This window comes from Vibrio diabolicus (genome assembly GCF_011801455.1).
GTDB lineage: Bacteria > Pseudomonadota > Gammaproteobacteria > Enterobacterales > Vibrionaceae > Vibrio > Vibrio diabolicus.
The window spans coordinates 854883-881419 of record NZ_CP042452.1; the positions used below are offsets into that span (position 1 = coordinate 854883).

23 protein-coding genes are annotated in these 26537 nt (G+C 45.4%); 11 read left to right on the forward strand and 12 right to left on the reverse strand.

Annotated elements, in window-relative coordinates; translation table 11 throughout:
* Nucleotides 1-44: 44 nt before the first annotated feature.
* Nucleotides 45-305, forward strand: coding sequence for a DUF5062 family protein (locus FR741_RS19100; RefSeq protein ID WP_005376453.1), 261 nt, complete (start codon nucleotides 45-47; stop codon nucleotides 303-305).
* Between the two features lie 223 nt (nucleotides 306-528).
* On the forward strand, nucleotides 529-1023 hold the full coding sequence (locus tag FR741_RS19105; protein WP_167427461.1) for a YcxB family protein: 495 nt from the start codon (nucleotides 529-531) through the stop codon (nucleotides 1021-1023).
* A gap of 119 nt (nucleotides 1024-1142) precedes the next feature.
* Here FR741_RS19105 and FR741_RS19110 read toward each other — a convergent pair whose 3' ends face one another.
* The gene (locus FR741_RS19110) at nucleotides 1143-1883 is read right to left on the reverse strand and encodes a helix-turn-helix domain-containing protein (protein WP_174856110.1); all 741 of its coding nucleotides are present in this window, start codon (nucleotides 1881-1883) and stop codon (nucleotides 1143-1145) included.
* A 104-nt stretch (nucleotides 1884-1987) separates the two neighbouring features.
* The gene (locus tag FR741_RS19115) at nucleotides 1988-2449 is read right to left on the reverse strand and encodes a carboxymuconolactone decarboxylase family protein (RefSeq protein ID WP_167427463.1); all 462 of its coding nucleotides are present in this window, start codon (nucleotides 2447-2449) and stop codon (nucleotides 1988-1990) included.
* A 241-nt stretch (nucleotides 2450-2690) separates the two neighbouring features.
* Here FR741_RS19115 and FR741_RS19120 point away from each other — a divergent pair, with 241 nt between their 5' ends.
* A complete protein-coding gene (locus FR741_RS19120; protein ID WP_006742276.1) occupies nucleotides 2691-3092 on the forward strand; it encodes a VOC family protein in 402 nt (133 codons plus the stop codon).
* A 243-nt stretch (nucleotides 3093-3335) separates the two neighbouring features.
* On the opposite strand, the gene gcvP is transcribed toward FR741_RS19120, so the two are convergent.
* The 3 genes from gcvP to FR741_RS19135 all read right to left on the reverse strand — a co-directional run bounded on the left by gcvP (nucleotide 3336) and on the right by FR741_RS19135 (nucleotide 8059).
* The gene (gene gcvP / locus FR741_RS19125; protein ID WP_167427464.1) at nucleotides 3336-6200 is read right to left on the reverse strand and encodes an aminomethyl-transferring glycine dehydrogenase; all 2865 of its coding nucleotides are present in this window, start codon (nucleotides 6198-6200) and stop codon (nucleotides 3336-3338) included.
* 128 nt (nucleotides 6201-6328) lie between these two features.
* Nucleotides 6329-6709, reverse strand: coding sequence for a glycine cleavage system protein GcvH (gene gcvH / locus FR741_RS19130; protein ID WP_046876056.1), 381 nt, complete (start codon nucleotides 6707-6709; stop codon nucleotides 6329-6331).
* A 54-nt stretch (nucleotides 6710-6763) separates the two neighbouring features.
* The gene (locus tag FR741_RS19135) at nucleotides 6764-8059 is read right to left on the reverse strand and encodes a serine hydroxymethyltransferase (RefSeq protein WP_167427465.1); all 1296 of its coding nucleotides are present in this window, start codon (nucleotides 8057-8059) and stop codon (nucleotides 6764-6766) included.
* 377 nt (nucleotides 8060-8436) lie between these two features.
* Here FR741_RS19135 and FR741_RS19140 point away from each other — a divergent pair, with 377 nt between their 5' ends.
* On the forward strand, nucleotides 8437-9060 hold the full coding sequence (locus FR741_RS19140; RefSeq protein ID WP_005395176.1) for a helix-turn-helix domain-containing protein: 624 nt from the start codon (nucleotides 8437-8439) through the stop codon (nucleotides 9058-9060).
* Nucleotides 9061-9320: 260 nt separating this feature from the next.
* On the forward strand, nucleotides 9321-10439 hold the full coding sequence (gene gcvT / locus FR741_RS19145; RefSeq protein ID WP_167427466.1) for a glycine cleavage system aminomethyltransferase GcvT: 1119 nt from the start codon (nucleotides 9321-9323) through the stop codon (nucleotides 10437-10439).
* 133 nt (nucleotides 10440-10572) lie between these two features.
* Here the strand turns inward: gcvT and vdeR are convergent, their stop codons facing one another.
* Nucleotides 10573-11301 (reverse strand): efflux transporter transcriptional repressor VdeR, encoded by a 729-nt coding sequence (gene vdeR, locus FR741_RS19150; RefSeq protein ID WP_006742273.1) that lies wholly within the window; start codon nucleotides 11299-11301, stop codon nucleotides 10573-10575.
* A gap of 161 nt (nucleotides 11302-11462) precedes the next feature.
* Here vdeR and FR741_RS19155 point away from each other — a divergent pair, with 161 nt between their 5' ends.
* From FR741_RS19155 to FR741_RS19170, 4 genes are all read left to right on the forward strand, one after another.
* Nucleotides 11463-12536 (forward strand): efflux RND transporter periplasmic adaptor subunit, encoded by a 1074-nt coding sequence (locus tag FR741_RS19155; protein WP_167427467.1) that lies wholly within the window; start codon nucleotides 11463-11465, stop codon nucleotides 12534-12536.
* Nucleotides 12536-13597, forward strand: a complete 1062-nt coding sequence (locus FR741_RS19160; RefSeq protein WP_167427468.1) for an efflux RND transporter periplasmic adaptor subunit — start codon at nucleotides 12536-12538, stop codon at nucleotides 13595-13597. The genes FR741_RS19155 and FR741_RS19160 overlap by 1 nt, the downstream gene beginning before the upstream one ends.
* Nucleotides 13597-16656, forward strand: coding sequence for an efflux RND transporter permease subunit (locus FR741_RS19165; RefSeq protein ID WP_167427469.1), 3060 nt, complete (start codon nucleotides 13597-13599; stop codon nucleotides 16654-16656). Before FR741_RS19160 ends, FR741_RS19165 begins: the two co-directional genes overlap by 1 nt.
* 175 nt (nucleotides 16657-16831) lie before the next feature.
* Entirely contained in the window at nucleotides 16832-17545 is a 714-nt protein-coding gene (locus tag FR741_RS19170; RefSeq protein WP_167427867.1) for a hypothetical protein, read from the forward strand.
* 82 nt (nucleotides 17546-17627) lie between these two features.
* Here FR741_RS19170 and fruA read toward each other — a convergent pair whose 3' ends face one another.
* The 3 genes from fruA to fruB are packed head-to-tail and all read right to left on the reverse strand — an operon-like array spanning nucleotide 17628 to nucleotide 21500.
* Complete coding sequence (fruA, locus tag FR741_RS19175) at nucleotides 17628-19367, reverse strand: PTS fructose transporter subunit IIBC (protein WP_167427470.1); 1740 nt, start codon at nucleotides 19365-19367, stop codon at nucleotides 17628-17630.
* A gap of 18 nt (nucleotides 19368-19385) precedes the next feature.
* On the reverse strand, nucleotides 19386-20357 hold the full coding sequence (pfkB, locus tag FR741_RS19180; RefSeq protein ID WP_167427471.1) for a 1-phosphofructokinase: 972 nt from the start codon (nucleotides 20355-20357) through the stop codon (nucleotides 19386-19388).
* Nucleotides 20358-20366: 9 nt separating this feature from the next.
* Entirely contained in the window at nucleotides 20367-21500 is a 1134-nt protein-coding gene (gene fruB / locus FR741_RS19185; protein WP_005397987.1) for a fused PTS fructose transporter subunit IIA/HPr protein, read from the reverse strand.
* Nucleotides 21501-21874: 374 nt separating this feature from the next.
* Between fruB and cra the strand changes: the two genes are divergently transcribed.
* The gene (cra, locus tag FR741_RS19190; RefSeq protein WP_167427472.1) at nucleotides 21875-22855 is read left to right on the forward strand and encodes a catabolite repressor/activator; all 981 of its coding nucleotides are present in this window, start codon (nucleotides 21875-21877) and stop codon (nucleotides 22853-22855) included.
* Between the two features lie 9 nt (nucleotides 22856-22864).
* On the opposite strand, the gene FR741_RS19195 is transcribed toward cra, so the two are convergent.
* Entirely contained in the window at nucleotides 22865-23818 is a 954-nt protein-coding gene (locus FR741_RS19195; RefSeq protein ID WP_167427473.1) for an endonuclease/exonuclease/phosphatase family protein, read from the reverse strand.
* A gap of 226 nt (nucleotides 23819-24044) precedes the next feature.
* On the opposite strand from FR741_RS19195, the gene FR741_RS19200 reads away from it, so the two are divergent.
* Nucleotides 24045-24578 (forward strand): RNA-binding S4 domain-containing protein, encoded by a 534-nt coding sequence (locus FR741_RS19200; RefSeq protein ID WP_167427474.1) that lies wholly within the window; start codon nucleotides 24045-24047, stop codon nucleotides 24576-24578.
* Between the two features lie 103 nt (nucleotides 24579-24681).
* Here FR741_RS19200 and FR741_RS19205 read toward each other — a convergent pair whose 3' ends face one another.
* Together FR741_RS19205 and FR741_RS19210 are read right to left on the reverse strand one after the other, a co-directional pair.
* Nucleotides 24682-25500 (reverse strand): EAL domain-containing protein, encoded by an 819-nt coding sequence (locus FR741_RS19205; protein WP_167427475.1) that lies wholly within the window; start codon nucleotides 25498-25500, stop codon nucleotides 24682-24684.
* 92 nt (nucleotides 25501-25592) lie between these two features.
* A complete protein-coding gene (locus tag FR741_RS19210; protein WP_167427476.1) occupies nucleotides 25593-26513 on the reverse strand; it encodes an amino acid ABC transporter permease in 921 nt (306 codons plus the stop codon).
* Nucleotides 26514-26537: the final 24 nt, after the last annotated feature.

A 26537-nucleotide genomic window follows, 5' to 3' on the forward strand; every position in this document is an offset into this window, starting at 1 on the left:
ACACTTCATGTATTCTTAGCCGAAGCGAAGAAGAGGATTTATCAATGTCAAAAAGCTCCAAGCTTCACAATGAAGACAAACTGGTCAAGAAGGCACTAGAGATTGGTGGGAAGATGGCGAAACTACAAGGTTTTGACCTTCCACAGTCACCACAACCTCTGAGAGTAAAAGCGATTTACCTATTCTTGGTCGATGCCAAACAGATCACGCCACTACCGGAAAGCAAGCTAGACGGCGCAAGCATCAAACACCGACTGGCAGTCTGGATACACAGTGCATTGCCAGACAACGACCCTCTAAAGTAGAAAACCTTATAAGTCATATAGGTCATTAATTAACAAGGCGAGCCAAATGGTTCGCCTTGTTTGATCTTGGCGAGTGCACCGAGGTCTTTTTGCGTGGCGGTATCATTGATTTACAAAACAGAATCAAAAGGACTAAAGATAAATCCCGATAAGCGCTACAATGCAGGCGTTGCGAGAGTGCAACCAAGATTACTCATTTACAGAAGCCTTGAAGTAACCATACATGTCTAAAGATTTCGAATTCACTACAGAATACATACTCGACAAACCTTTCTTTGCTGAGTGTTATGATCAAACTAGCCAGCCAACGAAGTTCCCACAAGCGTACTTAAAAGGGATACTGTTTCTTATCTTTGGTGTGGTCTTATTAGAGTTTGAACTGCTACCTAACGGTTATGTCGGTTGGTTCTTTATCGTATTGAGTGTGATTGAAGCGTGTAGCGTTTACTTCAAAAGAACTTGGTGGCTGTGGCGTCAAACCATCAGCTCAAGTCGCGGCAGTAAAGTGGCTTTTGAAGTGAATGCAGATGGCGTGCGCTACAAAAGTGGTAAAGTTGACCGCAGCCTCGCTTGGAATGATATCGACCAACTGGAACAAACTGATTTGGGATTTATCCTTCACCTTGGTAAACAACGCCAATACATCAGCAAATCTTGCTTAAACGAAGAAGTGACCGCGTTTATGGTAGAACAGCACGCGGCATCAAAAGCGAGCTAACAAATTTACATCAAGCTGGAATGAGCGATCTAAAAAGTAGGTGATATATGATCGAACATCATAACAAGTGCTTGGTTGATTCTGAATCAACTGGGTTTGATGTACAAAGCTAAAAAGGTTTAGAGATTTCTCTTTCGGAGAAACTGCTTCGGTGTCATGCGCGCAATCTGCTTACATTCTCTAGTCATGTGTGCTTGATCAGAAAAACCTTGCTCCAGCGCCAACTCCGATAAAGTAAGATCGGGTTGCGCTCGGAGTAGTTCTAAAGTGTGCTTCACTCGTTTAATACGTTGGTAATGTTTAGGAGTAATCCCCAACCATTTCTGAAAATTGCGCTCTCTCTGGCGCTGACTGAGCGTCCCTGTAGGCTGGTCAATGATGTGGCGGACGTATTGTGGTTCATATTCCTCAATCAGTGCTTGAACCCAGCGATACAAAGTAGAAATCCTTGCAGACGGCGAACGCGCTGTTTGCAGAGACTCAAATGTTGCTAGCGCAGAAGAAGCCAAAGGGTGGTCATCTTGAATCCGCAATAGCTGTTCTAGGCGTTTACCAAATAGTTGATAACCAACAGCAGGATGAAAGCGTACGCCAGTCATCACCGCGCCTGGCGGTAGGCAGACTTGATGTGCCAGAATGCTTACAGGTAGTAGGACAACCCCTGGCGTTTGCCACTCACCATCCATTTGTACTTCATTCTGTAAAATGAATACCACACCTGTACCAGCATCACTGAGTAATTGTTTACGTACGGTTTGCGTCGTATCAGGTTTGACGGATGCTGACCAAATGGCTTGAACATAGCCAGCTAAAGCCCTTTGAGGTTTTAAAATATCAAATTCTAAGTTCAAATGAATCATCCTATTTAACCTCAACTTAAATGAGAAAGTGATACACATGTACTTTTCATCATATTAAGTTGAGGAATAAGCAGTGACTTATATGTAAAAACTGTCAGATAGAATTATCTAGGTTTATAGACTCCAACCTTTGGCTTAAATGCCTTAACTATTCGGTTCCAACTGTTGATCGCGTTGATCGCAATTGTTAGGCTGACCATAGCTTCTTCTCCGAAGGTATTCAAGGTCAGCTGATAGGTATCATCATCTACTGGTCGGCCAGCAGTTAGTAATTCAGCCCAGCCTAGTGCAACGTGTTCTGCATCGCTGTAGAATGGCATATCTTTCCATGCACTAAGCCCCCATATGCGTTCCGGCTTTTCACCTAACTTAAGCGCATCTTTACTATGCATGTCGATACAAAATGCACATTGATTGATTTGCGATATGCGTAACTTAACCAGTTCCCATATGATCATGTTCATGGTTTCTGATTGGCTAAATTGTTGATGGAAGTAAGCTTCCTGAGCGTATAGGATTTCTATTGCCTTTGGCGCTACTTCAATATAGTTGAGTCGTTTTTTCATGGTCATTCTCCTCTGTTTTTCACATAATAAAAAACGCTCTTAGCAAAAGATTGAAGATTTTCGACATGCACTCAATAAAGTTAGATAAAGGAGTGAACGAAGAAAGCGAAAAACGATGTCTATTTGATGCTATGCGTAAACATTCGTATTGTGTGCCTTACACTTTTGCAAGGCGTTACGTGCTTTCTAGAAAAGTCTCAAAATAGCGTACAATTAGCGTTTTGACACAGCGGAAATCATCATGTCCAAAACTGTTCAGCAGCAAATCGGAAACATTGCTCTAGTCGTTGAAAATTACGACGATGCTATCGAATTTTATACTCAAAAACTTCAATTCACTCTGGTTGAAGATACCAACCTAGGAGGTGGTAAACGCTGGGTTCAAGTTTCTCCTCCAAACTCCAATGGTACAAACCTACTTTTAGCTCAAGCGAGTACCCCGGAGCAAACGCATGCAGTAGGAAATCAAACAGGTGGTCGTGTTTTCCTGTTTCTGCAAACTAATGATTTTTGGCGTGACTACGAGTTGATGAAGAAAAATGGTGTTGTATTTAATGAAGAGCCTCGTGTGGAAGAATACGGGACAGTGGTGGTGTTCCAAGATCTCTATGGTAATAAATGGGACTTACTGCAACTGAACTGAGAAACTACACAGCACCTGCATAACATAGTGTTCATGAGGAGTTTCCAACAAGCTTTTAAGGTTCTGAGATATTAGTGCTAATTCTAAGGTTCTCAGAAGTTACAATATTTCTAAATCACTTTTGTGCAAACAATAACTAGTTATCATTCCTTCTTGATGTACCAACAAATGTCAGGGCGGCACACCAAAAACAAAAAGGCGAACCAAACGGTTCGCCTTTGTCTATTTAGATGCTACCAAAAATTAATCTTCGTAGTTATCGATTCTTGGGCACGAGCAGATTAGGTTACGGTCGCCGTATACGTTATCTACGCGGTTTACTGTTGGCCAGTACTTCCAAGATTTGGTCGCTTTAGAAGGGAAGCAGCCAAGCTCGCGAGAGTAAGGACGGTCCCACTCTTCAGCAGAAAGGTCAACTTGCGTGTGTGGCGCATTAACGAGAGGGTTGTTCTCTAGTGGCCATTCACCGTTTTTCACTTTTTCCATTTCTTCGCGGATAGCGATCATCGCATCACAGAAGCGGTCTAGCTCTTCTAGATCTTCCGATTCCGTTGGCTCAACCATTAGCGTGCCCGCTACAGGGAACGACATAGTTGGTGCGTGGAAACCGTAGTCCATTAGACGCTTCGCAATGTCTTCTTCGCTGATGCCTGTTTCTTCTTTCAGTGGACGAATGTCGATAATACATTCGTGCGCTACACGACCATTTTTGCCACGATAAAGAACAGGGTAGTGTTGGCGAAGTGTTTCCATCACGTAGTTTGCGTTCAGAATTGCTACTTTTGTTGCATCTGTTAGGCCTGCTTCGCCCATCATTGCGATGTAAGCCCAAGAGATAGGTAGGATAGAAGCGCTACCCATATCTGCTGCTGATACTGCAAAATCTTCGCCTTCTACGCCGTCTTCAATATGGCCTGGTAGGAAAGGCGCTAGGTGAGATTTCACTCCGATAGGACCCATACCCGGACCGCCACCACCATGTGGGATACAGAAGGTTTTGTGTAGGTTTAGGTGAGAAACGTCTGAACCGATGAAGCCTGGTGATGTTAGACCAACCTGTGCGTTCATATTAGCGCCGTCTAGGTAAACCTGACCGCCAGCGGCATGAACCATTTCACACACTTCTTTCACTTTCTCTTCGTAAACGCCGTGCGTAGAAGGGTAAGTGATCATAATGCTTGATAGGTTGTCTTTGTGCTTCTCGATTTTCGCTGCTAGGTCGTCGATGTCGATGTTGCCTTCTTCATCACACTTAACCACGACAACTTTCATTGACACCATAGATGCTGTCGCAGGGTTAGTACCGTGCGCAGAGCTTGGGATCAAACATACGTTGCGGTGACCTTCGCCACGGCTTTCGTGGTAGCGTTGAATCGCGATAAGACCTGCATACTCACCAGATGCACCAGAGTTTGGTTGTAGTGAGAATGCGTCATAGCCAGTGATTTCACATAGCTTTTCTTTAAGGTCTTTTGCGAGTGCTGCGTAACCAGCTGCTTGTTCTGCTGGTGCGAACGGGTGGATCGAACCAAACTCAGGCCAAGTGATTGGAATCATCTCTGCCGCGGCATTTAGCTTCATCGTACAGCTGCCTAGTGGGATCATGCCGTGCGTTAGCGAGAAGTCTTTGTTCTCTAGCTGTTTCAGGTAACGCATCATTTGCGTTTCGCTGTGATGCGTATTGAATACAGGGTGAGTCAGGTATTCTGTTGTGCGGCGTAGCGCTTCTGGAATTGCCGCAAACTCGTTGCCTGCGATTTCCGTCGATAGTGCTGCTACGTCTTCTTTTACACCAAAGACTGCAAATAGTGCTTCTACATCAGCGACCGTGGTTGTTTCGTCACAGCTAATACCTAGCTTGCCAGGTAGTAGACGTAGGTTAATGTCTGCTGAAAGTGCTTTTGCGTAAAGCTCTTCTGTTTTTGAACCTGTGTTGATCGTGATGGTATCGAAGAAGCTGTTATGAGCAAGTTCAAAGCCGCCTTTGGTTAGGCCAGCGGCGATAATCGCAGTCATATGGTGTGTACGGCGAGCAATAGTGCGTAGACCTTCTGCGCCGTGGTAAACCGCGTAGAAAGACGCCATGTTCGCTAGCAAGGCTTGAGCGGTACAGATGTTCGATGTCGCTTTTTCTCGGCGGATATGCTGCTCACGAGTTTGCATTGCCATGCGCAGTGCTTGGTTACCGTTGGTATCGATAGAAACACCGATAACACGACCTGGCATGGTACGCTTGTGTTTGTCACGCGTTGCCATGAATGCTGCGTGTGGACCGCCGTAACCCATAGGAACGCCAAAACGTTGTGCAGAACCGATTGCTACGTCTGCGCCCATTTCACCAGCAGGCTTCAATAGGGTAGAAGCAAGCAGGTCAGTCGCAACAGTGACAAGCGTTTTGTTTGCTTGCGCTTTTGCGATGATGTCCGTTAGGTCACGAACTTCACCTGTTGTGCTTGGGTATTGAACTAAAGCGCCGAACACGTCTTGCTCTGGTAGGGATTCTAGCGAACCAACCAGAACTTCAAAGCCGATGAATTTTGCACGAGTTTTTACTACTTCTAGCGTTTGTGGGTGAACATCGTCAGCCACAAAGAATACGTTACTCTTGCTCTTACCTGCGCGCTTACACAGAGTCATTGCTTCTGCTGCCGCTGTTGCTTCGTCTAGCAATGAGGCGTTCGCGATTTCCATACCAGTTAGGTCGATGATCATTTGTTGGAAGTTTAAAAGGGCTTCCAAGCGACCTTGAGAAATTTCAGGTTGGTAAGGTGTGTAAGCAGTATACCAGCCAGGGTTTTCTAGCACGTTACGTAGAATGACGTTTGGAGTAAACGTGTTGTAGTAGCCCTGGCCAATGAATGTACGTTTAATTTGGTTTTGTTTAGCAAACTGCTTCATCGTCACTAGCATGTCTGCTTCGCTTTTCGCTTCTGCCAACGTCATTGGTTGCTCTAGGCGAATTTGTGCAGGCACAGTTTCTTCGATGAGGGCGTCAAGGCTTACCGCGTTGATGGCATCCAACATTTTTTGTTGGTCTGATTTGCTTGGTCCGTTGTGGCGTCCAACGAACTCATTTTGTGTGCTGAGGCTTTGAAGTAATTCAGTCATTGTCCTTTACCTACTCCTTGGCTCGGGTAACGGAAATGGTCGTTAGTGACACATTTAATTATACGTCCGAACCTAGAAAAAAAGCTGCTCTCTAAACAGGCTAGGGAACAGCTTTCGTCACATCCTAATTACTCTTCTTCGATAGAGTTTAGGTATTCTTCCGCGTCTTTTAAGTCATCCAACTCAGATGGGTTTGAAAGCTTCACTTTCACAATCCAACCACCTTCGTACGGTTCTTCGTTGATTAGCTCTGGGCTGTCTTCTAGTTCTTCGTTGATTTCTACGATTTCACCGGTAACAGGAGAGTAGATATCTGACGCTGCTTTTACAGACTCAACCAAAGAGAAGCTTTCACCTGCTTCTACTTCATCTTCTACGTCTGGTAGGTCAACGAATACTACGTCACCCAACATTTCTTGCGCATGCTCAGAAATACCAAGTGTTACTGTGCCGTCACCGTTGTCACGTACCCACTCGTGGCTATCTGTAAACTTCAGTGTTTTGTCCATTGCTTAATCTCCAAATAACTTGTCAGGAATTATTGTGATTTTTAAAAAAATCGTTTATTGGTAAAGAGGGAAGCGACTGCAAAGTTCTTTTACTTCTTTGCGAACGCGTTTTTCAACGTCTGCGTCACCTTCTGGGTTGTTCACCAAACCATCCAGTACGTCACCAATCCAATTACCGATGAGTTTGAATTCTTCAGCGCCAAAGCCGCGGCTTGTACCCGCAGGCGTTCCTAAACGGATGCCCGATGTAATCATAGGCTTCTCTGTATCGAATGGGATGCCATTTTTGTTACATGTGATCCCAGCACGTTCTAGAGCTTCTTCTGCTTTGTTGCCTTTCAAGCCCTTAGGGCGAAGGTCAACCAGCATTAGGTGCGTGTCTGTGCCACCAGTTACGATGTCGCAACCGCGAGTTTGCAATACTTCCGCTAGGACTTTTGCGTTATTGATCACCGAATCAATATAAGTTTTAAATTCAGGGCCAAGCGCTTCTCCAAATGCAACCGCTTTTGCTGCGATAACGTGCATCAGTGGGCCGCCTTGTAGGCCAGGGAATACGGCCGAGTTGATTTTCTTAATGATGTCTTCGTGGTTAGTCAGGATCATACCGCCGCGAGGGCCACGCAATGTTTTGTGTGTTGTGGTTGTCACAACATGCGCATGTGGCAATGGGCTAGGGTGTGCACCTGTTGCGATAAGGCCAGCAATGTGCGCCATATCGACCATAAGAATTGCGCCAACTTCGTCAGCGATTTCACGGAACTTAGCAAAATCGATAACGCGTGGAATAGCACTGCCACCCGCGATGATCATCTTTGGTTTGTGCTCTACTGCAAGTGCACGAACGTGGTCGTAGTTGATTTCTAGTGTTTCGCGATCAACGCCGTATTGAACTGCGTTAAACCATTTACCAGAAAGTGCTGGGCGTGCACCGTGTGTTAGGTGGCCACCAGCGTCCAAAGACATGCCAAGAATGGTGTCACCTGGTTGAAGAAGAGCCAGTTTCACCGCACCATTTGCTTGAGCGCCTGAGTGAGGTTGAACGTTTGCGTATTCGCAATTAAAAAGTTTTTTCGCGCGTTCGATGGCAATGGCTTCCACTGTATCTACGTGCTCACAACCACCGTAGTAACGACGACCTGGATAACCTTCAGCGTATTTGTTTGTTAGGCATGTGCCTTGAGCTTGCATTACCGCTTTAGAAACAATGTTCTCAGAAGCGATAAGTTCGATTTGTTCGTTTTGGCGAGCGGATTCCGCCTGAATTCCAGCAAAGACAGCATCATCTGTCGCAGAGAGGTTGGTAGAGAAAAAGTTTTCCAAGCTGTGGTTAGGGTAACTCTTATTCATGGTAGTTGACCTTCCAAATCTTAAAATGAACCCGCAATAGATGAATTATGATTTGCGGTTGTGGTTCATTTGTCCTCAAAACAGCTGAACTGCATAGCAGAACAGAGTGAACATCCGGCCCTAAATGTGGGCAAAAACTCCGTCGGATTGCGTGTTTCCTTTACCAATCTCTTACGGAAATATGCATCTCTACATCTAACAAGTTGGTAACATAGCGCCTGCGGCGGGAACAATCAACCAAAAATTTCCTATAGGAAACAAGATTTCAAAATTTGTTAACAAGAGCACGGTTTAATTCACTTGGTGGACTTTTATCCACTATGTGCTTCATGCACAATGCTAGTAGGACAAAAATAAGGATATCTATAGAGGGATTTATGGCAGAAAGTATTTACGATGAATACCCATCGATGACGTTAGCGAAAGAGCAAAATGATCAAAATATCGAGCCATTAAAGCTGGGTCAGCGTATCAAGGATATCCGCTCAAAACTTGGTATTACACTAGAAGAAGCCAGTCAGCGAACAGGGCTTGCTCGTTCTACACTGAGTAAAATAGAAAATGAGCAGATTTCTCCGACATTTCAAGCAATGCAAAAATTGGCGCTTGGCTTACAAATTGATATGCCGCAACTCTTTGAGCCACCAAGAAAAAAGGTTGCGACAGGGCGTAGGGATGTTACCAAGAAGAATGAAGGCAAACCACACCCAACGCAAACCTATGAACATGAACTGCTCGCTACTCAACTTTCCAATAAGAAAATGATGCCGTTTAAGAGCCAAATTCGTGCTCGCAGTTTTGATGAATACAAAGACTGGGTTCGTCATGATGGCGAAGAATTTCTGCTTATCTTATCTGGTGAGGTCATGTTCTATTCTGAGTTCTACGAACCTGTGGTTCTAAGCGAGGGCGACAGCGTCTATTACGATGCGAACATGGGACATATGTTGACCAGTGTTAGCGAGGAAGATGCGCACATTTTGTGGGTGACAGCCAAATAGTGATAAATAATTGTAAATTTCCTATAGTGAAAGCAAACGATTGCTGTCGGTGGTCGTTATAATGAAAAGGCGCTTTTTTGATGAGAACACACTCATTAAAGCGCTTTTTTTGTACGATTTGTTGTGATTAAAATGTTAAGAGTCACACTTTTGCAAGTCGATCTACGTCTTGTTCGTGCAAAATAGAATGAGCCGTGTTTATTATTGGAAACACATCGAATGCCGATAGCATTCTCGGGTCTATCTAAATGGAGACGAAAATGACTCAAGAACTACTGAAAACACCACTACACGCACTTCACGTTGAAGTTGGTGCCAAAATGGTCCCGTTCGCGGGTTACGATATGCCTGTTCAGTATCCTCTAGGCGTAAAAAAGGAACACTTACACACTCGTGATGCGGCAGGTCTGTTTGATGTTTCTCATATGGGACAACTTCGCCTAATTGGTGACGGTGCAGCTGCGTTCCTAGAAACATTAGTGCCAGTAGATATTGTGGATCTTGAGTCTGGTAAACAGCGTTATGCGTTCTTCACTAATGAAGAGGGCGGCATCATGGATGACTTGATGGTAGCGAACCTAGGCGATCATCTTTTTGTGGTTGTGAACGCGGCATGCAAAGAACAAGACATTGCACACCTACAATCGCATTTGCCATCTGGTGTTGAGTTAGAAATTATTGAAGACCGTGCTCTGCTTGCGATCCAAGGCCCTAAAGCGGCAGCTGTATTGGCGCGTTTTGCCCCAGAAGTTTCTGACATGCTGTTCATGGATATTCGTAAAGTCGATATTTTAGGCGCCGAATGCATTGTTTCTCGTAGTGGCTACACTGGCGAAGATGGTTACGAGATCTCGGTTCCTGCTGACAAGGCAGAAGAACTAGCACGTAAACTGACCGCAGAAGAGGAAGTTGAATGGATTGGCCTTGGTGCTCGTGATTCACTTCGTCTTGAGTGTGGTCTTTGCCTATACGGTCATGACTTAGATACAACAACTACGCCTGTAGAAGCGAGCTTGTTATGGGGCATCCAAAAGGTTCGTCGTATCGGCGGTGAACGTGAAGGTGGTTTCCCAGGTGCGGATATTATTCTTAAGCAGATCGAGACCAAAGATGTGGCGCGCAAGCGTGTCGGTTTGGTTGGCCAAACTAAAGCACCAGTCCGTGAAGGCGCGGAATTGTTTGATGCTGATGGCGTTAAAATTGGCGTTGTCACCAGCGGCACTGCGGGTCCAAATGCAGGTAAGCCTGTCTCAATGGGTTATGTGCGTGCTGATCTTGCTGCGATTGGTACCGAATTGTTCGCTGAAGTACGCGGAAAAATGCTACCAATGACGGTTGAGAAAATGCCGTTTGTACCGCAACGTTACTACCGCGGTTAGGTTACTCATTATTGTCATTCTTCGCGTATTCGCGAGGCAAGAAACAAGCAAAAATGCCGAGCTTTCTAGCTCGGCATTTTTATGTATATCGGCTTTATATATACGCTTGGAAGTTATCGTAGTTTCTGCAGCCTTATCCGACCGCTTTGTCGATTGTACAACACATGTCGATAACGATATCTTCAAGTTTTTCCGGATGAATCATGTCTTCTTTTGCAATCCCAAACTGAGACGCCATGATCGTATTGAACAGCTCCCAATGTTTGATCAGCATTTTTTCGCGATTATCAGCGATGTCAGGCCATGTCTCTTGCATCATCGGAGTAAGACTGATTGCACCATGTGCAAAAATCAACATCTGCCACTTTGATTCCCACTGATCAAATTGGGCGTTAGGGTTTTCACTGTTGTACTGCTCAAAAATTCCGGTAAATATCGCAGCAAACTCATCTTTTGACTTTAAGAAATACTGCAGCAGGGCACCATCATCGCCTTGGCGAATAGCATCAGCAATCATCTGTACTGGGTGAGGATTAACGAGCGCAAATGCCAGCATGCGAACCATGAACAGATAAATTTTTCTATTCGAAGGTGTGTTCTCAGGCATCTCATTGATTAATTCAGCCATATAGCACTGCATGAATTCATCCATCGCGTCGCTAACCGCTTGCCAAATCTTCTCTTTGCTGCCGAAGTGGTGACGGATCAAACTATGTGAAACACCAGCCTTTTCACTGATATTGCGCAGTGAGACACGCTCGTAACCAAGTTCACAAAACATATCTGCTGCCACCTTAAGGATCAGACACTTAGTTTGTTCTGCGGCTTCAGCACTTCTACGCCCCTGCTTTCTTTCATTCATAGTTCGAATTTTCCCGAATATTAATCAACGCGCTTACTTTTACCAGAAACCGGACGCTTTGACTAATTAATTTGCTTTCCACCTGGAAAATATGTTGATCAATTTCAAATTCTGCATATACTGCACGACTGTGTAATATATAAAGCCTACGGAGAAAGCGGGTGCGAAAACAATATTTAAAGCGCACTTTAGTTGGTGCTGTGGTGACATTAAGTCTCTCTGGCATGCTAACTGGGTGTAACAAAGCCATTTCCGAGCCGTCTGAACCTTTAATCAAACCTGTAAAATTACTGGCGGTGAAAGATCTAGAAGTTGAAGACTCGCATGCCTTTTTAGCGCGTATTGATGCGACACATCGCGCACAGCTTTCTTTTCAGGTTGGTGGTGAGGTCGATGAATTACTTGTTCGCATGGGCCAAGAGGTAAAAAAAGGTGAAGTGCTTGCAACGTTAGACCCTAAAGATCTTCAGCTTGCGTTAGACGCCTCTCAAGCCCAGTTCGCGTTAGCAAAAACGCAATGGGAGCGCGCGAAAAACCTTTATGGAAAAAAGCTGATTAGTACAGATGAGTACGACCAGAAAGAAACTCAATATAAAGCGGCATTGGCAAACTACGAACAAGCCAAAACAGATTTGAGTTATACCAAGATTCACGCACCTTTTGATGGCATCGTGTCATACACCTATGTCAACCCGTTTCAAGTGGTCGCAGAGAAGCAAGAGATCCTGAATCTTATCGATAACACGACCTTAGATGTGTCGTTCACACTGCCAGTCAGTTATGCGGAATCCGTATCACTTGAGTCACTGCAAAACTCCGATATGTGGGTGACGATGGATAGCGAGCCAGGAAAACGTATCCCTGGAAAATTTAAAGAAATTTCGACTCAGCCAAATATCGATACCAACAGTTATGAGGCGATCGTAACCATCACTCGACCAGAAGATCGCAATTTGCTAACAGGTATGACAGGGCAGGTGCACATAGCTAAACAACATCTATCGGACGCGATGACGTTGCCTCAATCTGCTTGGGTAAACAAAAAAGAGACGCAAGGCGAAGTGTGGGTAATGGACAGAAACACACAGCAAGTTAATAAAGTCACTGTGTCTTTTGATGCCTCTGGAGGTGTGAAAGCAGGGCTTGATAACAATGATTACGTTGTTGTTGCTGGCGTTGAACGACTGGTCGAAGGACAAGTCGTGAAAGCTTGGGTTCGTGAGGGAGGCATTTAATGAAACGATCTCTACTTACGATCTCTGCAATTGCGCTTGCAGTTTTAACGGGTTGCAAAAATGAAAACCAAGCTGTCGTCGAGCAGCCGCTTTTTGTGTCGACTATCTCTGTGGATGCGCCGGTACAAAGCCAATATCGAGCTTTTAAAGGAATAGTTGTACCAGCAGAGCAAACGCCTATGGCATTCCGCCGCGCGGGAGAAATTCAACACGTGTTGGTGAAAGCGGGCGACGTTGTTAAGCAAGGCCAAATGATTGCAAAGCTGGATGACAGCAAAGAAAAGCAAGCCGTAAATGACGCAGAAGCGCAATATACACTGGCGATTCGTCAGCTCAAACGCGGCGAAGACCTACACGCTCGTCAGATGATCTCAAAAGCCGAGCTTGATGAGCTAACAGCTAATAAAGAGTTGGCAGAGGCTAATTTCTATAACGCCACCAATCAATTGAACTACACCCGTTTATTCGCCCCGTTTGCCGGTAAAGTGTCGGGCGTTTTTAAAGAGCGTTTTGAACGTGTGGCAGTTGGGGAGCCGGTGTTGAACCTATATCAAAACGATTTGGTGTACGTGCGTATTGAGCTTTCCGACAATGTTCTCGCTATGGTGGACCCAAATTCAGACAACATGAGTTACAAGCCTAGAGCAACCTTCTCCGGCATTAGTGACACATTTGCTTTGGACTATTTAGAGCACACAAGTGAGCCTAACTCCGAAACTCAAACTTACGAAATGTATTTGACGATGCCACAGCCAAAAGCAGAGATTCTACCGGGAACCAGCGTCAGTGTTCTGGTCGATATGGTTAAGGCGGGGATTACCTCCATCGATGGTTACAGTATTCCAGTAACGGCGCTTCAAGCGGGCAGCGAAGAGAATGAGTTCTTTGTATGGAAAAAAGAGGGTGACGTTGTCACTCGGGTGCCTGTGATGATTTCCCAAGTGAATGGCAACGGAGCCATTGTGTCGTCAGGAGTTAAGCAAGGCGACGTTCTGATTAATTCAAACCTACGTAAATTACGTGAAGGTAAACATGTGGATGTTGTGGAGAATAAACAATAATGAACATTGCTGAGTACTCAATAAAAAATAAAGTCATCAGCTGGTTGTTCATTATTATCCTTGCTGTTGGTGGTCTAACGTCGTTTTTGGAGCTTGGGCGACTAGAAGACCCGGCATTTACGATTAAAGATGCCATGATCATTTCAACATACCCTGGCGCGACGTCGAAAGAGGTTGAAGAAGAGCTGACGTACCCTTTAGAAAAAGAGATTCGAAAACTCCCTTATATAGACAAAATTACCTCTACGTCTTCTGATGGTATGTCTCAAATCACGGTCAGTATGGAAATGGACTATGGTCCTGATGAACTGCCGCAAATTTGGGATGAAATGCGCCGTAAAATTAATGACTTGCGACCAACTTTGCCTCAGGGCGTACAATCTTTGCAGATCATTGATGATTTCGGTGACGTTTATGGCGTGATGCTGATGCTCACTGGCGATGACTACGATTATGTCGAGCTAAAACGCTATGCTGATTACCTGACTCGTGAAATCGAGCTGGTTGATGGCGTAGGAAAGGTGGATATCACGGGCGATCAGCAAGAAATGCTATTCGTTGAGATCTCACTTGATCGCCTTGCCGCGCTGAACTTAGACATGAATGTGGTTGCGAGCTTGTTGAACCAACAAAACAATGTGGTTTCAGCAGGGGAAGTGATGGTCAATGGCGAAAGCCTTGTCATTCGTCCAAGTGGTACCTTAAACACCGTAGAAGCGCTAGAAAACTTGATCATTCATGGTCGTGACACTGGGAACCTAATTCGTCTAAAAGACGTAGCAACGATTTCTCGTGGTATCCAAGAGAAGCCAAGCAACGTCGTACTCTTTAACGGTCAAAAAGCAATTAATATCGGTATCTCGTTTGCGTCAGGTGTGAACGTGGTTGAGGTTGGCGAACGTTTGGATGTGGAGCTTGCGAGCCTTGAGTCGATCAAGCCTGCTGGCATCGATATGAACTACTTTTACAACCAAGCCAATGAAGTGGATGAGTCCGTTAAAGCGTTTGTGATTAGCCTAGCAGAGGCTGTGGCGATCGTTATCATCGTTCTGCTTTTTACGATGGGCTTACGCAGTGGTGTCATCATTGGCGTCGTGCTGTTATTGACGGTGTTCGGTACCTTCATCTTGATGAATTACAACAATATCGAGCTGCACCGTATTTCTCTTGGCGCGTTAATTATTGCTCTGGGTATGCTGGTTGATAACGCGATTGTGGTCGTGGAAGGCATCTTGGTTGGCCTAAAAAAAGGGCGCACTAAAGTTCAAGCGGCCGTCGATATTGTAAAGCAAACACAGTGGCCTTTGCTTGGCGCAACCATCATTGCGATTACGGCTTTTGCACCTATCGGTTTGTCGCAAGATGCAACGGGTGAGTTCATGGGCTCTCTATTCTGGGTGCTGTGTTTCTCACTATTTTTGAGCTGGATTACCGCTATTACGCTGACGCCATTCCTCGCAGATCTATTGTTGAAAGAAGAGGACAAGGGCCAAGATACCAACGAAGAAGATCCCTATAAAGGTTGGCTGTTTGTTGTATTTGGCGCATCGCTGAAATTCGCACTGCGATTCCGTTGGCTCACGGTTGCTGGCATGGTCGCGCTATTAGTGGGTGCTGTCGTGGCATTTGGTAATGTAAAACAGCAGTTCTTCCCACCATCGAACACGCCGATGTTTTACGTTGATATGTGGATGCCAGAAGGTACGGACATCCGCGAAACGATCAAAAAAGCTGAAGAGGTAGAAAGCTACATTCGTCAGCAAGATGATATTGACTTTGTTTCTGCTTCAATTGGGCAGGGTTTGCAGCGTTTCGCTCTGACTTACCAGCCAGAGAAAAGCTACGAAGCGTACGCCCAGTTCCAAGTTCGCGCCACTGATCGTGAGAGCATGTTCGGTTTGTTGCACAAGTTAGACGCTAACCTTGCGAAGACGTTTGATGCACCGACATTTCAATTTAAATTGATGGAATTTGGCCCTTCACCAGCGTCTAAGATCGAAGCGCGTATTACTGGTCCCGATCCGCAAGTTTTACGTGATTTAGCGGTGCAAGTTGAAGACATCCTTCATACCGACCCTGGTGCCCGAAACATTCGTCACGATTGGCGAGAGCGTACTAAGGAGCTTGTGCCTGTTTTCAATGAGTCTAAAGCTCGTCGCTTGGGCATTTCGAAAGAAGATCTTTCAAGCACACTGCAAATGGCGTTTGGTGGTAGCACGTTGGGTTACTTACGTGATGGTACACACACGTTGCCAATTATGACGCGCCTTCCTGAAGAAGAACGCGTGGACTTTGAATCACTACAAAACGTGACCATTTGGAGCCCATCACTGCAAACGTATATTCCGGTCGACCAAGTGATTGATGGCGTTAAATTGGATTGGAGCGAGCCGCTAATTCAGCGTCGTGACCGCAAGCGCACGTTAACTGTGCTCGCTGACCACGATGTGTTGAGCGACGACACGGCGGCAAGCTTGTTTGCGCGTGTGCAGCCTAAAGTGATGGCACTGCATATTCCAGAAGGTTACGAAATCACATGGGGTGGTGAGTATGAATCATCGAAAGATGCGCAAGAAGGTCTGTTTGGTTCGTTGCCGATGGGTTACTTGTTGATGTTCATCATTACTATTTTGCTGTTTAACTCAATTAAAAAGCCGTTGGTCATTTGGTTCACCGTGCCGTTGGCGATCATTGGTGTTGCCTTTGGTTTGCTTACCACTAATATGCCGTTCAGCTTTACAGCATTCCTTGGTTTGCTGAGCCTAAGTGGCATGATTTTGAAAAACGGTATTGTGTTGCTTGATCAAATTAACCTTGAGTTGGAGTCAGGGAAAGAGCCTTACCTCGCGATTGTCGATAGTGCGATCAGTCGTGTTCGTCCGGTAAGTATGGCTGCTCTGACGACCATCTTGGGGATGATTCCACTCGTCTTCGATGCCTTCTTTGGATCGATGGCAATAACGATTATGGCAGGTCTTGGTTTTGCTACAGTACTGACACTGATTGTAGTGCCAGTAATGTTTGCGATTCTGTTTAGGGTAAAACCGACCACTGCATAGGGACTCCTGGCTATTTGCCAGCTTCCTGCCTAGCCCTGAAGGTTTTCTTCAGGGCTTTTTTGATCTTACCAATGTACACCAACCCATTCATTTACTTGATTCTAATGATTTTCTTACGAATGCAATGCAAATCATGCGTATACTGATGGAACGATACATCAAAGAGCGAGATAACATGAACAAGCGCGTATTACACGGACTCTTCTTCGTCGGTTCTTTCACCTTGGTCGGCTGTACTACGACAGACAGTATGACTACAGAAGAGGCTAAGCAAGCCGTTCCTAAAATCAACAGCGTTAGCACTGAAGTCATCTCCAACTGGATTGATAACAAGGTTTTAGCGCCTGAGGGGCTTTCACTCAAACAAGACAATCTACGTTATATATCGGGTAGCGCCGACTTAAACAGCGATGGCAATGCAGAACACATTGTATTGCTACAAGACCGTTATTTCTGTGGCAGCGGTGGTTGTGCAGCTTATATGTTTGATAATGAGGGGAACGTTATCAATCGAATGTCTGTCACTCGCACGCCTATTGTACTTGCAGATAGTTACAGCAATGGCTGGCAAGATTTCATCGTTTGGAGTAATGGCTCATATCGACTCATGAGTTACAACGGTGACTCTTACCCGAGTAACCCTTCTTTGGAGCCAAAGGTGGATCGTGACTCAAACCAGCAGGCGGCAATTGCGAATGTAATGGCGACAGAGCTTTATCAGCAAGATGGCTATGACATTATGCCCGCTGATTCGAAAACTTTGTGGACGCCGGCCAATGTATACCACTTCACCTTTAAACATTACGGTGATCCGCATAGTACTTATAAAGCGACGGTGGATATGAACAGTGGGGAAGTAGACATTGTTGCCGTTCCGGCTACGGAATAAAAAACACCTCCCTTAACCGGAATTAAAGGGAGGTGCTGAATGCCAAATTCGAGGGTGGCATTGTTAAGCGGAGTAATTCTGTTTATGCCGCGACTTCTTGTTTGGCTTCTGCTTTGCTTTTTAAGAAAGCGTAAGTAAAGCCAGTTACTGCTGTACCAGCTGCGATAGCCACTAAGTACATTAACACTGGTGAAATGGCGTTAGGGATTAACAGTACGAACAGACCGCCGTGTGGTGCCATTAATTTTGCACCGAACAGCATGGATAGGGCACCAGTAAGCGCGCCACCTGCCATACAAGATGGAATCACACGCATTGGATCTTTGGCGGCAAATGGAATTGCGCCTTCAGAGATGAAACACAGGCCCAATACAAATGATGCTTTACCAGCCTCACGTTCATTTTGTTCAAATTTGTTCTTCGCAATGAAGGTCGCTAAACCCATACCTAGCGCAGGAACCATACCAGCAGCCATGATTGCTGCCATTGGCGCGTAAGTTTGCGAAGCCAATAGACCGACGCCAAATGCGTAAGCGGCTTTGTTGACTGGGCCACCTAGGTCGAAACACATCATCGCACCAAGGATAATACCTAGCAGAACTGCACTGTCAGATCCCATGTTGTTTAGGAAGTCAGTCAGGCCGTTCATGATACCTGAAACTGGGCCACCTACGATGTAGATCATCACAAGGCCAGTGAACAGTGTTGCTACAAATGGAATGATCAGAATTGGTTTAAGCGCTTCCATCGATTGTGGGAGTTTTACTTTGTCCGCAAGGAGCTTCGCCGCGTAACCGGCAATGAAGCCAGCTGCGATACCTCCTAGGAAACCAGCACCCGTTGAACTTGCTAGCATACCGCCAACAAGACCAGGAGCCAGACCCGGACGGTCAGCAATCGAGAACGCGATGTAACCCGCAAGCACAGGAATCATCAATGCGAATGCAGAGCCACCACCAATGTTCATCAAGGCTGCTGCTAGCGTGCCTTCTTCTTTAAATGCTTCAATACCAAACACGAACGATAGGGCTATGATCAAACCACCAGCGACAACCACAGGCAGCATGTGCGATACCCCTGTCATCAAGTGTTTGTAAGCGCCTTTCTTCTCGTCTGCTGCCGAAGCAGAATTTGCAGAACCTGAATGTTGGTAAATCGTGGCTTGCTCGAATGCTTTGTCCATCTCTTCGGCTGTTTTCTTCAGAGCTGGGCCTGTTTTCGTGCGGTACATCTTTTTGCCGTTGAAGCGATCAAGTGGCACTTCGATATCGGCAGCAATGATCACTAGATCAGCGTCTGCGATGTCTTGATCTGTCAGTTGGTTTTTCGCACCAACTGAACCACGAGTTTCCACCTTGATTTGATGGCCACGGCGTTTGCCTTCTTCTTCTAGCGCTTCTGCTGCCATAAAGGTATGCGCAACGCCAGTAGGACAAGCGGTGATTGCGACAATTTTCTTCGCTGCTGATGTTGCTTCAGGAGTGATAGGGGCTGCAAGTGTGGTTGCTTTTTCAAGTAAAGTGGCGTTTTCAACCGCTTGCTGAAGAAACGCAGTTGCGTCTTTTGCTACTTCGCTGATTTCCGCTTGGTAAACCTTTTTCCCTACGAAACGAGAAGTATCCACGCTAGTATTTGCCGCAATGATAATGACTTCTGCTTGTTCAACGTCAGCTTCCGTCAGCAGTGTAGGTTCAACCACACTTGATTGACATTCGATTTTTGCATTCCAGGTTAATTTTGCGGCTGCTTGTTCTAGTAACCCTGCCGCAAGGATGCTATTTGCAACACCGCTCGGACAGGCAGTAATAATGGCAATATTCATACGATAACCTTCTGTTCCTTAGTTTTGTTCTAAGTTTGTAATAGGGTAAAGCTCGCTAACTTCAGTTTGCTGCTTGATGTTCTCCAGTTCTTCCTGACTGGTTAGCCCTACGCCGACTTGACTAACTGCCAAGGCAGAAAGTGCTGTAGCGAAGCGCAATAAATCGTTTTTCGACATCAGTTGCATGTGACCCCAACACAAGCCAGCAACTAGCGTATCGCCAGCGCCAACGGTGCTTACCACATTCATTCGAGGGGGTTGTGCACGAAGCCATTCGCCTTGGTTTAGCCACATCACACCGTCAGCGCCCATGGAAACCACGATGTTCTCGATGCCTTTGTCACTGAGTGTTTGCGCGGCGGCTTGGCATTGTTCTGGCGTTTCTAGGTGTTCGCCAACAAAATCACCAAGTTCTTCATCGTTAGGCTTAATCAACCATGGGTGAGCCTCAATACCTGATTTCAATGCGGCTTTACTGCTGTCGAACAACACCTTTTTGCCTTGTTGATGCAGTGCTTTTATCCACGCAGCACATTGTTCGGCGGTTACGCCTCCAGGTAAGCTACCCGCAAGCACAAAGTAATCGTGAGTCTCTGCGAGACGGAATAGCGTCTCCTCAAAGCGAGCAATTTCGTCAGCCGTTACTTGAACACCAGGGAAGTTAATGTCACTAACGTTGCCACTAGCCTCAACGAGCTTGACGTTGATACGAGTGGCACCTTGTACTTCTACAAACTCATTCTTAACGCCGATGTCATTGAAAAGCTGATGGAATAGCTCAGGGTTATCTTTACCAAGAAAGCCGGTAACCGTGACATCTGCGCCTAAATCGCTCAACACTTTTGCTACGTTGACACCTTTACCTGCAGCATGGAGATTGCTTTGCTGCACTAGGCTCACGGAACCAACGTTTAGCTCATTTACTGAACCTGTTAAATCTAATGCCGGGTTGAGCGTAATAGTGACAACTTTACTTGTTTTGTTCGTCATATCGGCTCCTTAACCTTCACCAAGGCCAGAAGCGATAGCATTCCCGATAGACTCCAAGGCTTGCGGTGCATCAGGGCCTTCCGCAGTAAATTGAAGTTGGTGACCGTGCTTAACGCCAAGCGCAATGACTTTCATTAGGCTCTTCGCGTTTACTGTTTTGCCATCACCGTCTAGGTTGGCAACGCGAATAGTGGATTCAAATTTTTTCGCTTCCGCCACTAACATTGCACCCGGACGAGCATGTAAACCATGAGAGTTTTTGATTTTAAATACAGCGGTATTGCCTTCTTCTGAGGATGCGGCTGTGACTTCTTCACCTTTAAACAAAGCAAGAATCTGTTCTACTGATGCATCTAAAAGCTTGCCGTGCTCATTGTTAAACACGATATTAGAAAGCGTTTTTAGGATAGGCTGGTGAGCATTGTTACATGCCGCAAACGCGACAAGTGCACGCACTTTTTGACCTTCATATTCGCAGTCGTTTGCCGTCGAGACAAATGACACGCCTGTGCGAGTTACATGTTTGTCACTGCCAATTAACCAAAGGCCATTACCTAAGTGAGTTGGTGTTTTGGTAACGAGATCTGCGACGAACTCGTTATCAGCACAGCCCGTGTTTTTCAAAAGACCACCAGCAACAGCACTCATTTGTAGCATATCGCTCGCAGGGAACATAAGTTGAATTAAAGAAGCGTCAAAGTCTGCTTCAAGCTGAACATCACCGTGGAGCAGGGCAATAATCTCGTCTTCATTTTTTGCATTACGTAGGCGTTCTTCTACGCCGTCAGCGCCTAGCACTTTCGTTAGCTGTTTAAGAATGCCAAGGTGCTCATCAGATTTAGCTGCAATGCCGATAGCGACGAATACCGTGTTACCATCACCCCAGTCGACACCTTGTGGAAAGTGGTGCACAGCAACACCCGTTGTTTTCACCATTGAGCGAGTGTCAGTCGTGCCGTGCGGGATGGCAATACCGTTCCCCAAAAACGTAGAGTTTTGGTTTTCACGGTTTAGCATGCCTTCCACATAACCTTGTTCAACAAGGCCTTTGTCTGTCAGGCTTTGCGCAATATTCTTGATTGCTGCAAACTTATCTGTCGCTGATTGCGAGAGGGTAATGTCGTTCTTATTTAGCTTAAGCATGGTGCTTCTCCAGCCTTAAGGTATCAATTTAAAAATGTATTCTGTGTGAGAAGTTGAACGCTGCTTCTGCTGAGCGCTTATCACTCCTCAAACCATTCTATTTTTCAAGCTAAATCGATTCAGCTTATTGGTAAATTTTTTAAAAGACTCAGAAAAACTATTTTAAAAACTGACGTTAACAAATGAGTCTTTGGTGCTGTCCTATAGCCTAGCCTACAAATTGGTTTGTTGTGTATTCAGGTGATTAACGTCAATTTTTAAGTTTTGCTGAATCCTTTCAGCTTTTATACTGAATCGGTTCAGCTTATAATTCAACTTATCGAAAGATCGTTGATGTATTAATATGATCGCGCGCACAGAATAAGGTTTAGAATATGACACTGGATGAAATAGCCAAATTAGCAGGCGTTTCTAAGACAACTGCAAGCTATGTGATTAACGGAAAAGCGCAGAAATACCGCATTAGCGAGAAGACTCAGAAGAAAGTGATGGCCGTTGTAGAAGAATACAATTATAAGCCAGATCATGCGGCGTCCTCTTTGCGAGCAGGTAATTCACGCTCATTTGGGCTTATCATCCCAGACTTAGAAAACACCAGTTATGCGCGTCTTGCAAAACTGATTGAACAAAACTCGCGTAAAGCAGGGTACCAAATTTTAATTGGCTGCTCTGATGATGATCCTGATACAGAGCAAAAGGTGGCGGAAGCGTTAGTCAGTCGTCGCATTGATGCGTTGTTTGTGGCAAGTGGTATGCCCACTGCAAACGAGTATTATCTTAAGTTGCAAAATTCTGGTACGCCAGTTATCGCGCTAGACCGCCCAATGGATGATGAGCACTTTTGTTGTGTCATCAGCGAAGATTTTGACGCCGCACTTGAACTCACTCAGTCAGTACTGTCCGAGGATATAAAGTCCATTGGCTTAATCGGCGCATTGCAAGACCTTCAAGTTTCAAAAGAGCGTGAGCTCGGTTTTCTATCCGCTTCTCAACAAGGTGGCAAAACGGCAACAGTGGGTTATGGACAACACTTCTCCCGAGAAGAAGGCAAGAAAGTCTTAGAGAGATGGCTAGGAGAGAACGAGCTGCCAGATGCCATTGTCACAACGTCATACACACTGTTAGAAGGTGTGTTGGATGTGATGCTCGAAAAGCCAGAACTCATGAGCAAAGTTCGCCTAGCGACGTTTGGTGATAATCGACTGCTGGACTTCTTGCCAGTGAAAATCAACTCTTTACCTCAACAATTTGAGTTGATCGCGGACAGCGCAATGGAGTTAGCGCTCAACGCTTCCGCCAAACGTTATAAACCGGGTGTTGAGTTGATTCCACGTAAAATTGTTAAACGTCACTAAACAGGTTACTCAAAGCTTTACTTCAGCCGTCAGCGCCACAAATGCGTGGTCGCTGGCGTTTTTATCTCTGTCATAAATCGGGTTGATCAGATGTTGGTTAGACACCTGATAATCAACAACCTCGGCAACCGATATATCTGATAAGGTGTCAAACTCTTGAGAGAGCAAGATATAGTCGAGCACATTCCCAGTGGAAAAATGATAATGCGTAGCGGGGCGTTCATCCTTCAGAGCGTCACTTTGTAATGACCATCCATCTTTGAGTTGCAACTCAGTGACGCTGTCACCAGTATTGGCTACCAATGCGCTATTAACACTGGTTGGAGTGATAGGTTGATTCATATCGCCCATTAACACCGTTGGCATTGGCTCCTTTCTATACCTTTTTTGCATCGCGTCTCTTAACATCGCAGCTTCCCAACCTCTTTGCTGGGTGGATAACCAGCGCCCCATAATCGTGCTAGACGTTTCTGGTTGTTCTGAGTCGGCTGGGCGTTGAGATTTTAGGTGCGTCACGTAAACGGCGATATGACCGAGTACAGGATGTATGACTTGGGCATAGATAGGTTTACGACTGAACTCTGGAGCAACACTTACTCCAAAAGGCTCAAGCGTTGCTAAGTCAAATTCTACAGCTTGTACTTTTTCGATTGGAAACCGAGATGCGATTGCCACAACAGGGCTTGAGTAAATGTACTCATCCTCTACATGTGGGGTGTCAACGGTCGCAAAGTAGGGGTAGCCGATGGTTGAAAAGAATGCCTGGGTCTTCTCGATACTGAATACTTCTTGTACGCCAATCACGTCACCTTCCAGTTTTTCAACTTGACGTTGCGTCCAAGCAAGTTTGTCTTGCCATTGCTCTAACGAGTAGATGTTTTCGAAATCATAGTAGGCATCAGGAGGTGCGACAAAATTAAACAAGTTAGCCGTGACAAAGGTAATTCTGCTTGGTTGAGACAAAGTATTCGCTCTTTTCAACAATAACTTGAAGAGTATATACCTTCAGACTGCGTAATTGCAGCTTCGTTTGAACCAAGCCTCGACATACAAGCTAACGAGCAGCAAGTTAAATGGGTTAAGAGGTGCTCAAATGCCAAGGCTAATCAGTGATTGAGCATCGGCAGAGGTTTCTATTTTTAAGCATTGCGTTTAAACTTCAGGGCATCAAATAGTAAGAGTAAGTAACATGACCCAAGATTACGACCACGAAGAGTATTTAGAAGGCGAAGAGATTGAGATCGAAGCGATTGGCATCGACGTTGATGCGCATCCGATCGAACTGTACAAGCTTTTTAAAATCGCGAACTTGGTCAGCGGTGGCGGCGAAGCAAAGCATATCATCGAAGAAGGTTACGTCGCGGTGAATGGTGAGCTAGAAACACGTAAGCGCCGCAAGATGTATGATGGTGACTTTTTTGAGTTTAACCAAGAATATTATGTTGTGGTTTGCGATGCGCCAGTAACCGAACCTGAAACGGCAGAGCAAAAAGCGGAAAAGAAAGCGAAGAAAGAAGCGCAATCTGCACGTAAAGAGAAATCTCGCCAAAGCAAGCCAGCTAAAGGCTCTGGACCTAAGTCAACAGGCCGAAAAGCAGCGCATAAAGAGCGTAAAGCACAACAAAACGCGCTTTCGCAATCGGCGAAGAAAGGTAAGAAAGCTGAAAAGCCGCGAGCGACTCGTGATCCGAAGAGCGGACGTAACTCTATTGACTTTTTCTAAGCAAATTAATACCTAGCTAGGCAGGTCATCGCCAAGCAAAACCCAAAAGCGCCGAGTATATATCGGCGCTTTTTTGGTTTTACTGTATCGTAAGGGGGCAGTGTCAATGCAGTGTCGTCTCAATGTTTAGGCTATCGGTCCAGTGATGAATGGCGCAAGGCTTACCTAAGTAAAAGCCTTGGTAATAATCCAAATCAAGTTGATACATCGCTTGCAGCTGCACGTCTTCTTCTACCCCTTCTATGATCACTTTTGCTCCCATATGAGCCGCGAGCTCAACGGCGCTATGTATGGAAAAGGTTTCTCCGGCGCAGTAATCAAGTAGATAGGAGCGATCGATTTTTATGATGTCAGGGCAGAGCTGCTGAACACGTGCGATATCAGAATGTTGAGCGCCAAAATCATCGATAGCAAAGATAAAACCATTCGCTTTCATTAACTGTACGGCTTTGATCAGTAAATCAGTATCACCGCATGATTCTTCGACTACTTCAAACACCACGTCTGATGGGCTCATACCAAGTTCGGAAAGGCGCTTGTAAAGCAGGCCGTTGTCTTTAAAGCCCATGTCTTTGGTTAGGGTGAGTAGGGTTTGAGGCATGACATTGAGAAACAGTTTGATAGGCGTTCCTGCGAAACAGCGTGCAAAATTTCGAATGTGCATTGCTCTGGATAAAAACTCAACACACAATCGAAAGTAGGGATCGAGGCCATTGTTGGCCAGAAATACATCAGGACGAATTAACGAACCATCAATGCCACGAATTCGCAGTAGAGCTTCCATTCCAATAATACGCTGGTGCTTATCAAAAATCGGCTGATAAACACTGTGAAAAGTGAATTGATTGAGAACTACGTAATATTCACCAAGATTATCTTGCTTAATGTATCGCTCGTAGTCCGATTGATTCTTTAACTCCATGAAAAACGCCGAAAATTTAGCATCTTTTCAATGTAACAGGATGCAATTCTGATTTGAAGGTTCAAATGTGTCTAATTACATATACGGTTGAGTTAATTTGAAATGGATTCCGATTTTGCTTCAATGTAGCGAAAAATAAGTGACAACCCGAAACAAATAAAAAAGTAAGCAAGGCCGACAATGAGCCAAATTTCAAAGATATAGCCTGATGAATTTGCCATCTCGGTCCCAACAAACGTCATTTCTTGTATCGAGATCAGTGAAACGATAGAGGTGTCTTTCACTAGAGAGATGGTTTGACCTGCAAGTGCTGGGGTGATGGCTTTGAGCACTTGCGGCGCGATAACGAATCGGTACTTCACCCATCGAGACAAGCCCAATGAATCCGCCGCTTCCCACTGACCTTGGTCGATGCTTTGTAAACCACCGCGCACCACTTCTGCCACGTAGGCGGAAGAGAGTAGGCCGACGCATAACACGCCAGAGGCAAGATTTTCCCAAAGGTTATAAGGCCCAAAAAGAGAGCTCTGTAGCGCATTTGGTTCGCCGTTATAGTTTCGTAGAATATCTTCCAAACCGAGTAACGGGATCAACTGGTTAGAAATGAAAAAGTAGAAAATAAAAACAAAAACCAACGGTGGGATGTTTCTTACCAACTGGATAAATGTGTTTGCAGGTGTGCGCAGCCAAACGGAGCGAGAGAAGCGTGCTAGGCCTAACAAAGTGCCAAGCACTAACGCGAAGCTGATGCCCCAAATACTGAGCCTTAACGTCGAAATCAAACCTTGGAAGAAGTAGGGCAAACCACCATCGGCTCTTGGCGTAAAAAGTAGTTCAAACGCCTCTTTCCATTGCCACAAATAATGCACACCAACGGTGGAACGATGGTACAGCCAAACGCCACCAATACCACAGATAATAAGCAGTACCCAATCTAGCGTGTTTAACCGCGATAGAAAGGAACCTGTGTTGGAATTAGTGGGTACTGTGCGAGTGGTGGTTTGTTCGCCCAAAAATTTGACTCCGATAGATGATTA

Coding starts and splice junctions, on each gene's coding strand:
- FR741_RS19160 (WP_167427468.1), top strand. CDS start 12,536: ATGAAACGATCTCTACTTACGATCTCTGCAATTGCGCTTGCAGTTTTA.
- FR741_RS19140 (WP_005395176.1), top strand. CDS start 8,437: ATGGCAGAAAGTATTTACGATGAATACCCATCGATGACGTTAGCGAAA.
- FR741_RS19110 (WP_174856110.1), bottom strand. CDS start 1,883: ATGATTCATTTGAACTTAGAATTTGATATTTTAAAACCTCAAAGGGCT.
- FR741_RS19105 (WP_167427461.1), top strand. CDS start 529: ATGTCTAAAGATTTCGAATTCACTACAGAATACATACTCGACAAACCT.
- FR741_RS19170 (WP_167427867.1), top strand. CDS start 16,832: ATGAACAAGCGCGTATTACACGGACTCTTCTTCGTCGGTTCTTTCACC.
- FR741_RS19200 (WP_167427474.1), top strand. CDS start 24,045: ATGACCCAAGATTACGACCACGAAGAGTATTTAGAAGGCGAAGAGATT.
- vdeR (WP_006742273.1), bottom strand. CDS start 11,301: ATGAATGAAAGAAAGCAGGGGCGTAGAAGTGCTGAAGCCGCAGAACAA.
- FR741_RS19115 (WP_167427463.1), bottom strand. CDS start 2,449: ATGAAAAAACGACTCAACTATATTGAAGTAGCGCCAAAGGCAATAGAA.
- gcvP (WP_167427464.1), bottom strand. CDS start 6,200: ATGACTGAATTACTTCAAAGCCTCAGCACACAAAATGAGTTCGTTGGA.
- fruB (WP_005397987.1), bottom strand. CDS start 21,500: ATGCTTAAGCTAAATAAGAACGACATTACCCTCTCGCAATCAGCGACA.
- FR741_RS19100 (WP_005376453.1), top strand. CDS start 45: ATGTCAAAAAGCTCCAAGCTTCACAATGAAGACAAACTGGTCAAGAAG.
- gcvT (WP_167427466.1), top strand. CDS start 9,321: ATGACTCAAGAACTACTGAAAACACCACTACACGCACTTCACGTTGAA.
- FR741_RS19165 (WP_167427469.1), top strand. CDS start 13,597: ATGAACATTGCTGAGTACTCAATAAAAAATAAAGTCATCAGCTGGTTG.
- FR741_RS19205 (WP_167427475.1), bottom strand. CDS start 25,500: ATGGAGTTAAAGAATCAATCGGACTACGAGCGATACATTAAGCAAGAT.
- FR741_RS19120 (WP_006742276.1), top strand. CDS start 2,691: ATGTCCAAAACTGTTCAGCAGCAAATCGGAAACATTGCTCTAGTCGTT.
- FR741_RS19135 (WP_167427465.1), bottom strand. CDS start 8,059: ATGAATAAGAGTTACCCTAACCACAGCTTGGAAAACTTTTTCTCTACC.
- cra (WP_167427472.1), top strand. CDS start 21,875: ATGACACTGGATGAAATAGCCAAATTAGCAGGCGTTTCTAAGACAACT.
- gcvH (WP_046876056.1), bottom strand. CDS start 6,709: ATGGACAAAACACTGAAGTTTACAGATAGCCACGAGTGGGTACGTGAC.
- pfkB (WP_167427471.1), bottom strand. CDS start 20,357: ATGACGAACAAAACAAGTAAAGTTGTCACTATTACGCTCAACCCGGCA.
- fruA (WP_167427470.1), bottom strand. CDS start 19,367: ATGAATATTGCCATTATTACTGCCTGTCCGAGCGGTGTTGCAAATAGC.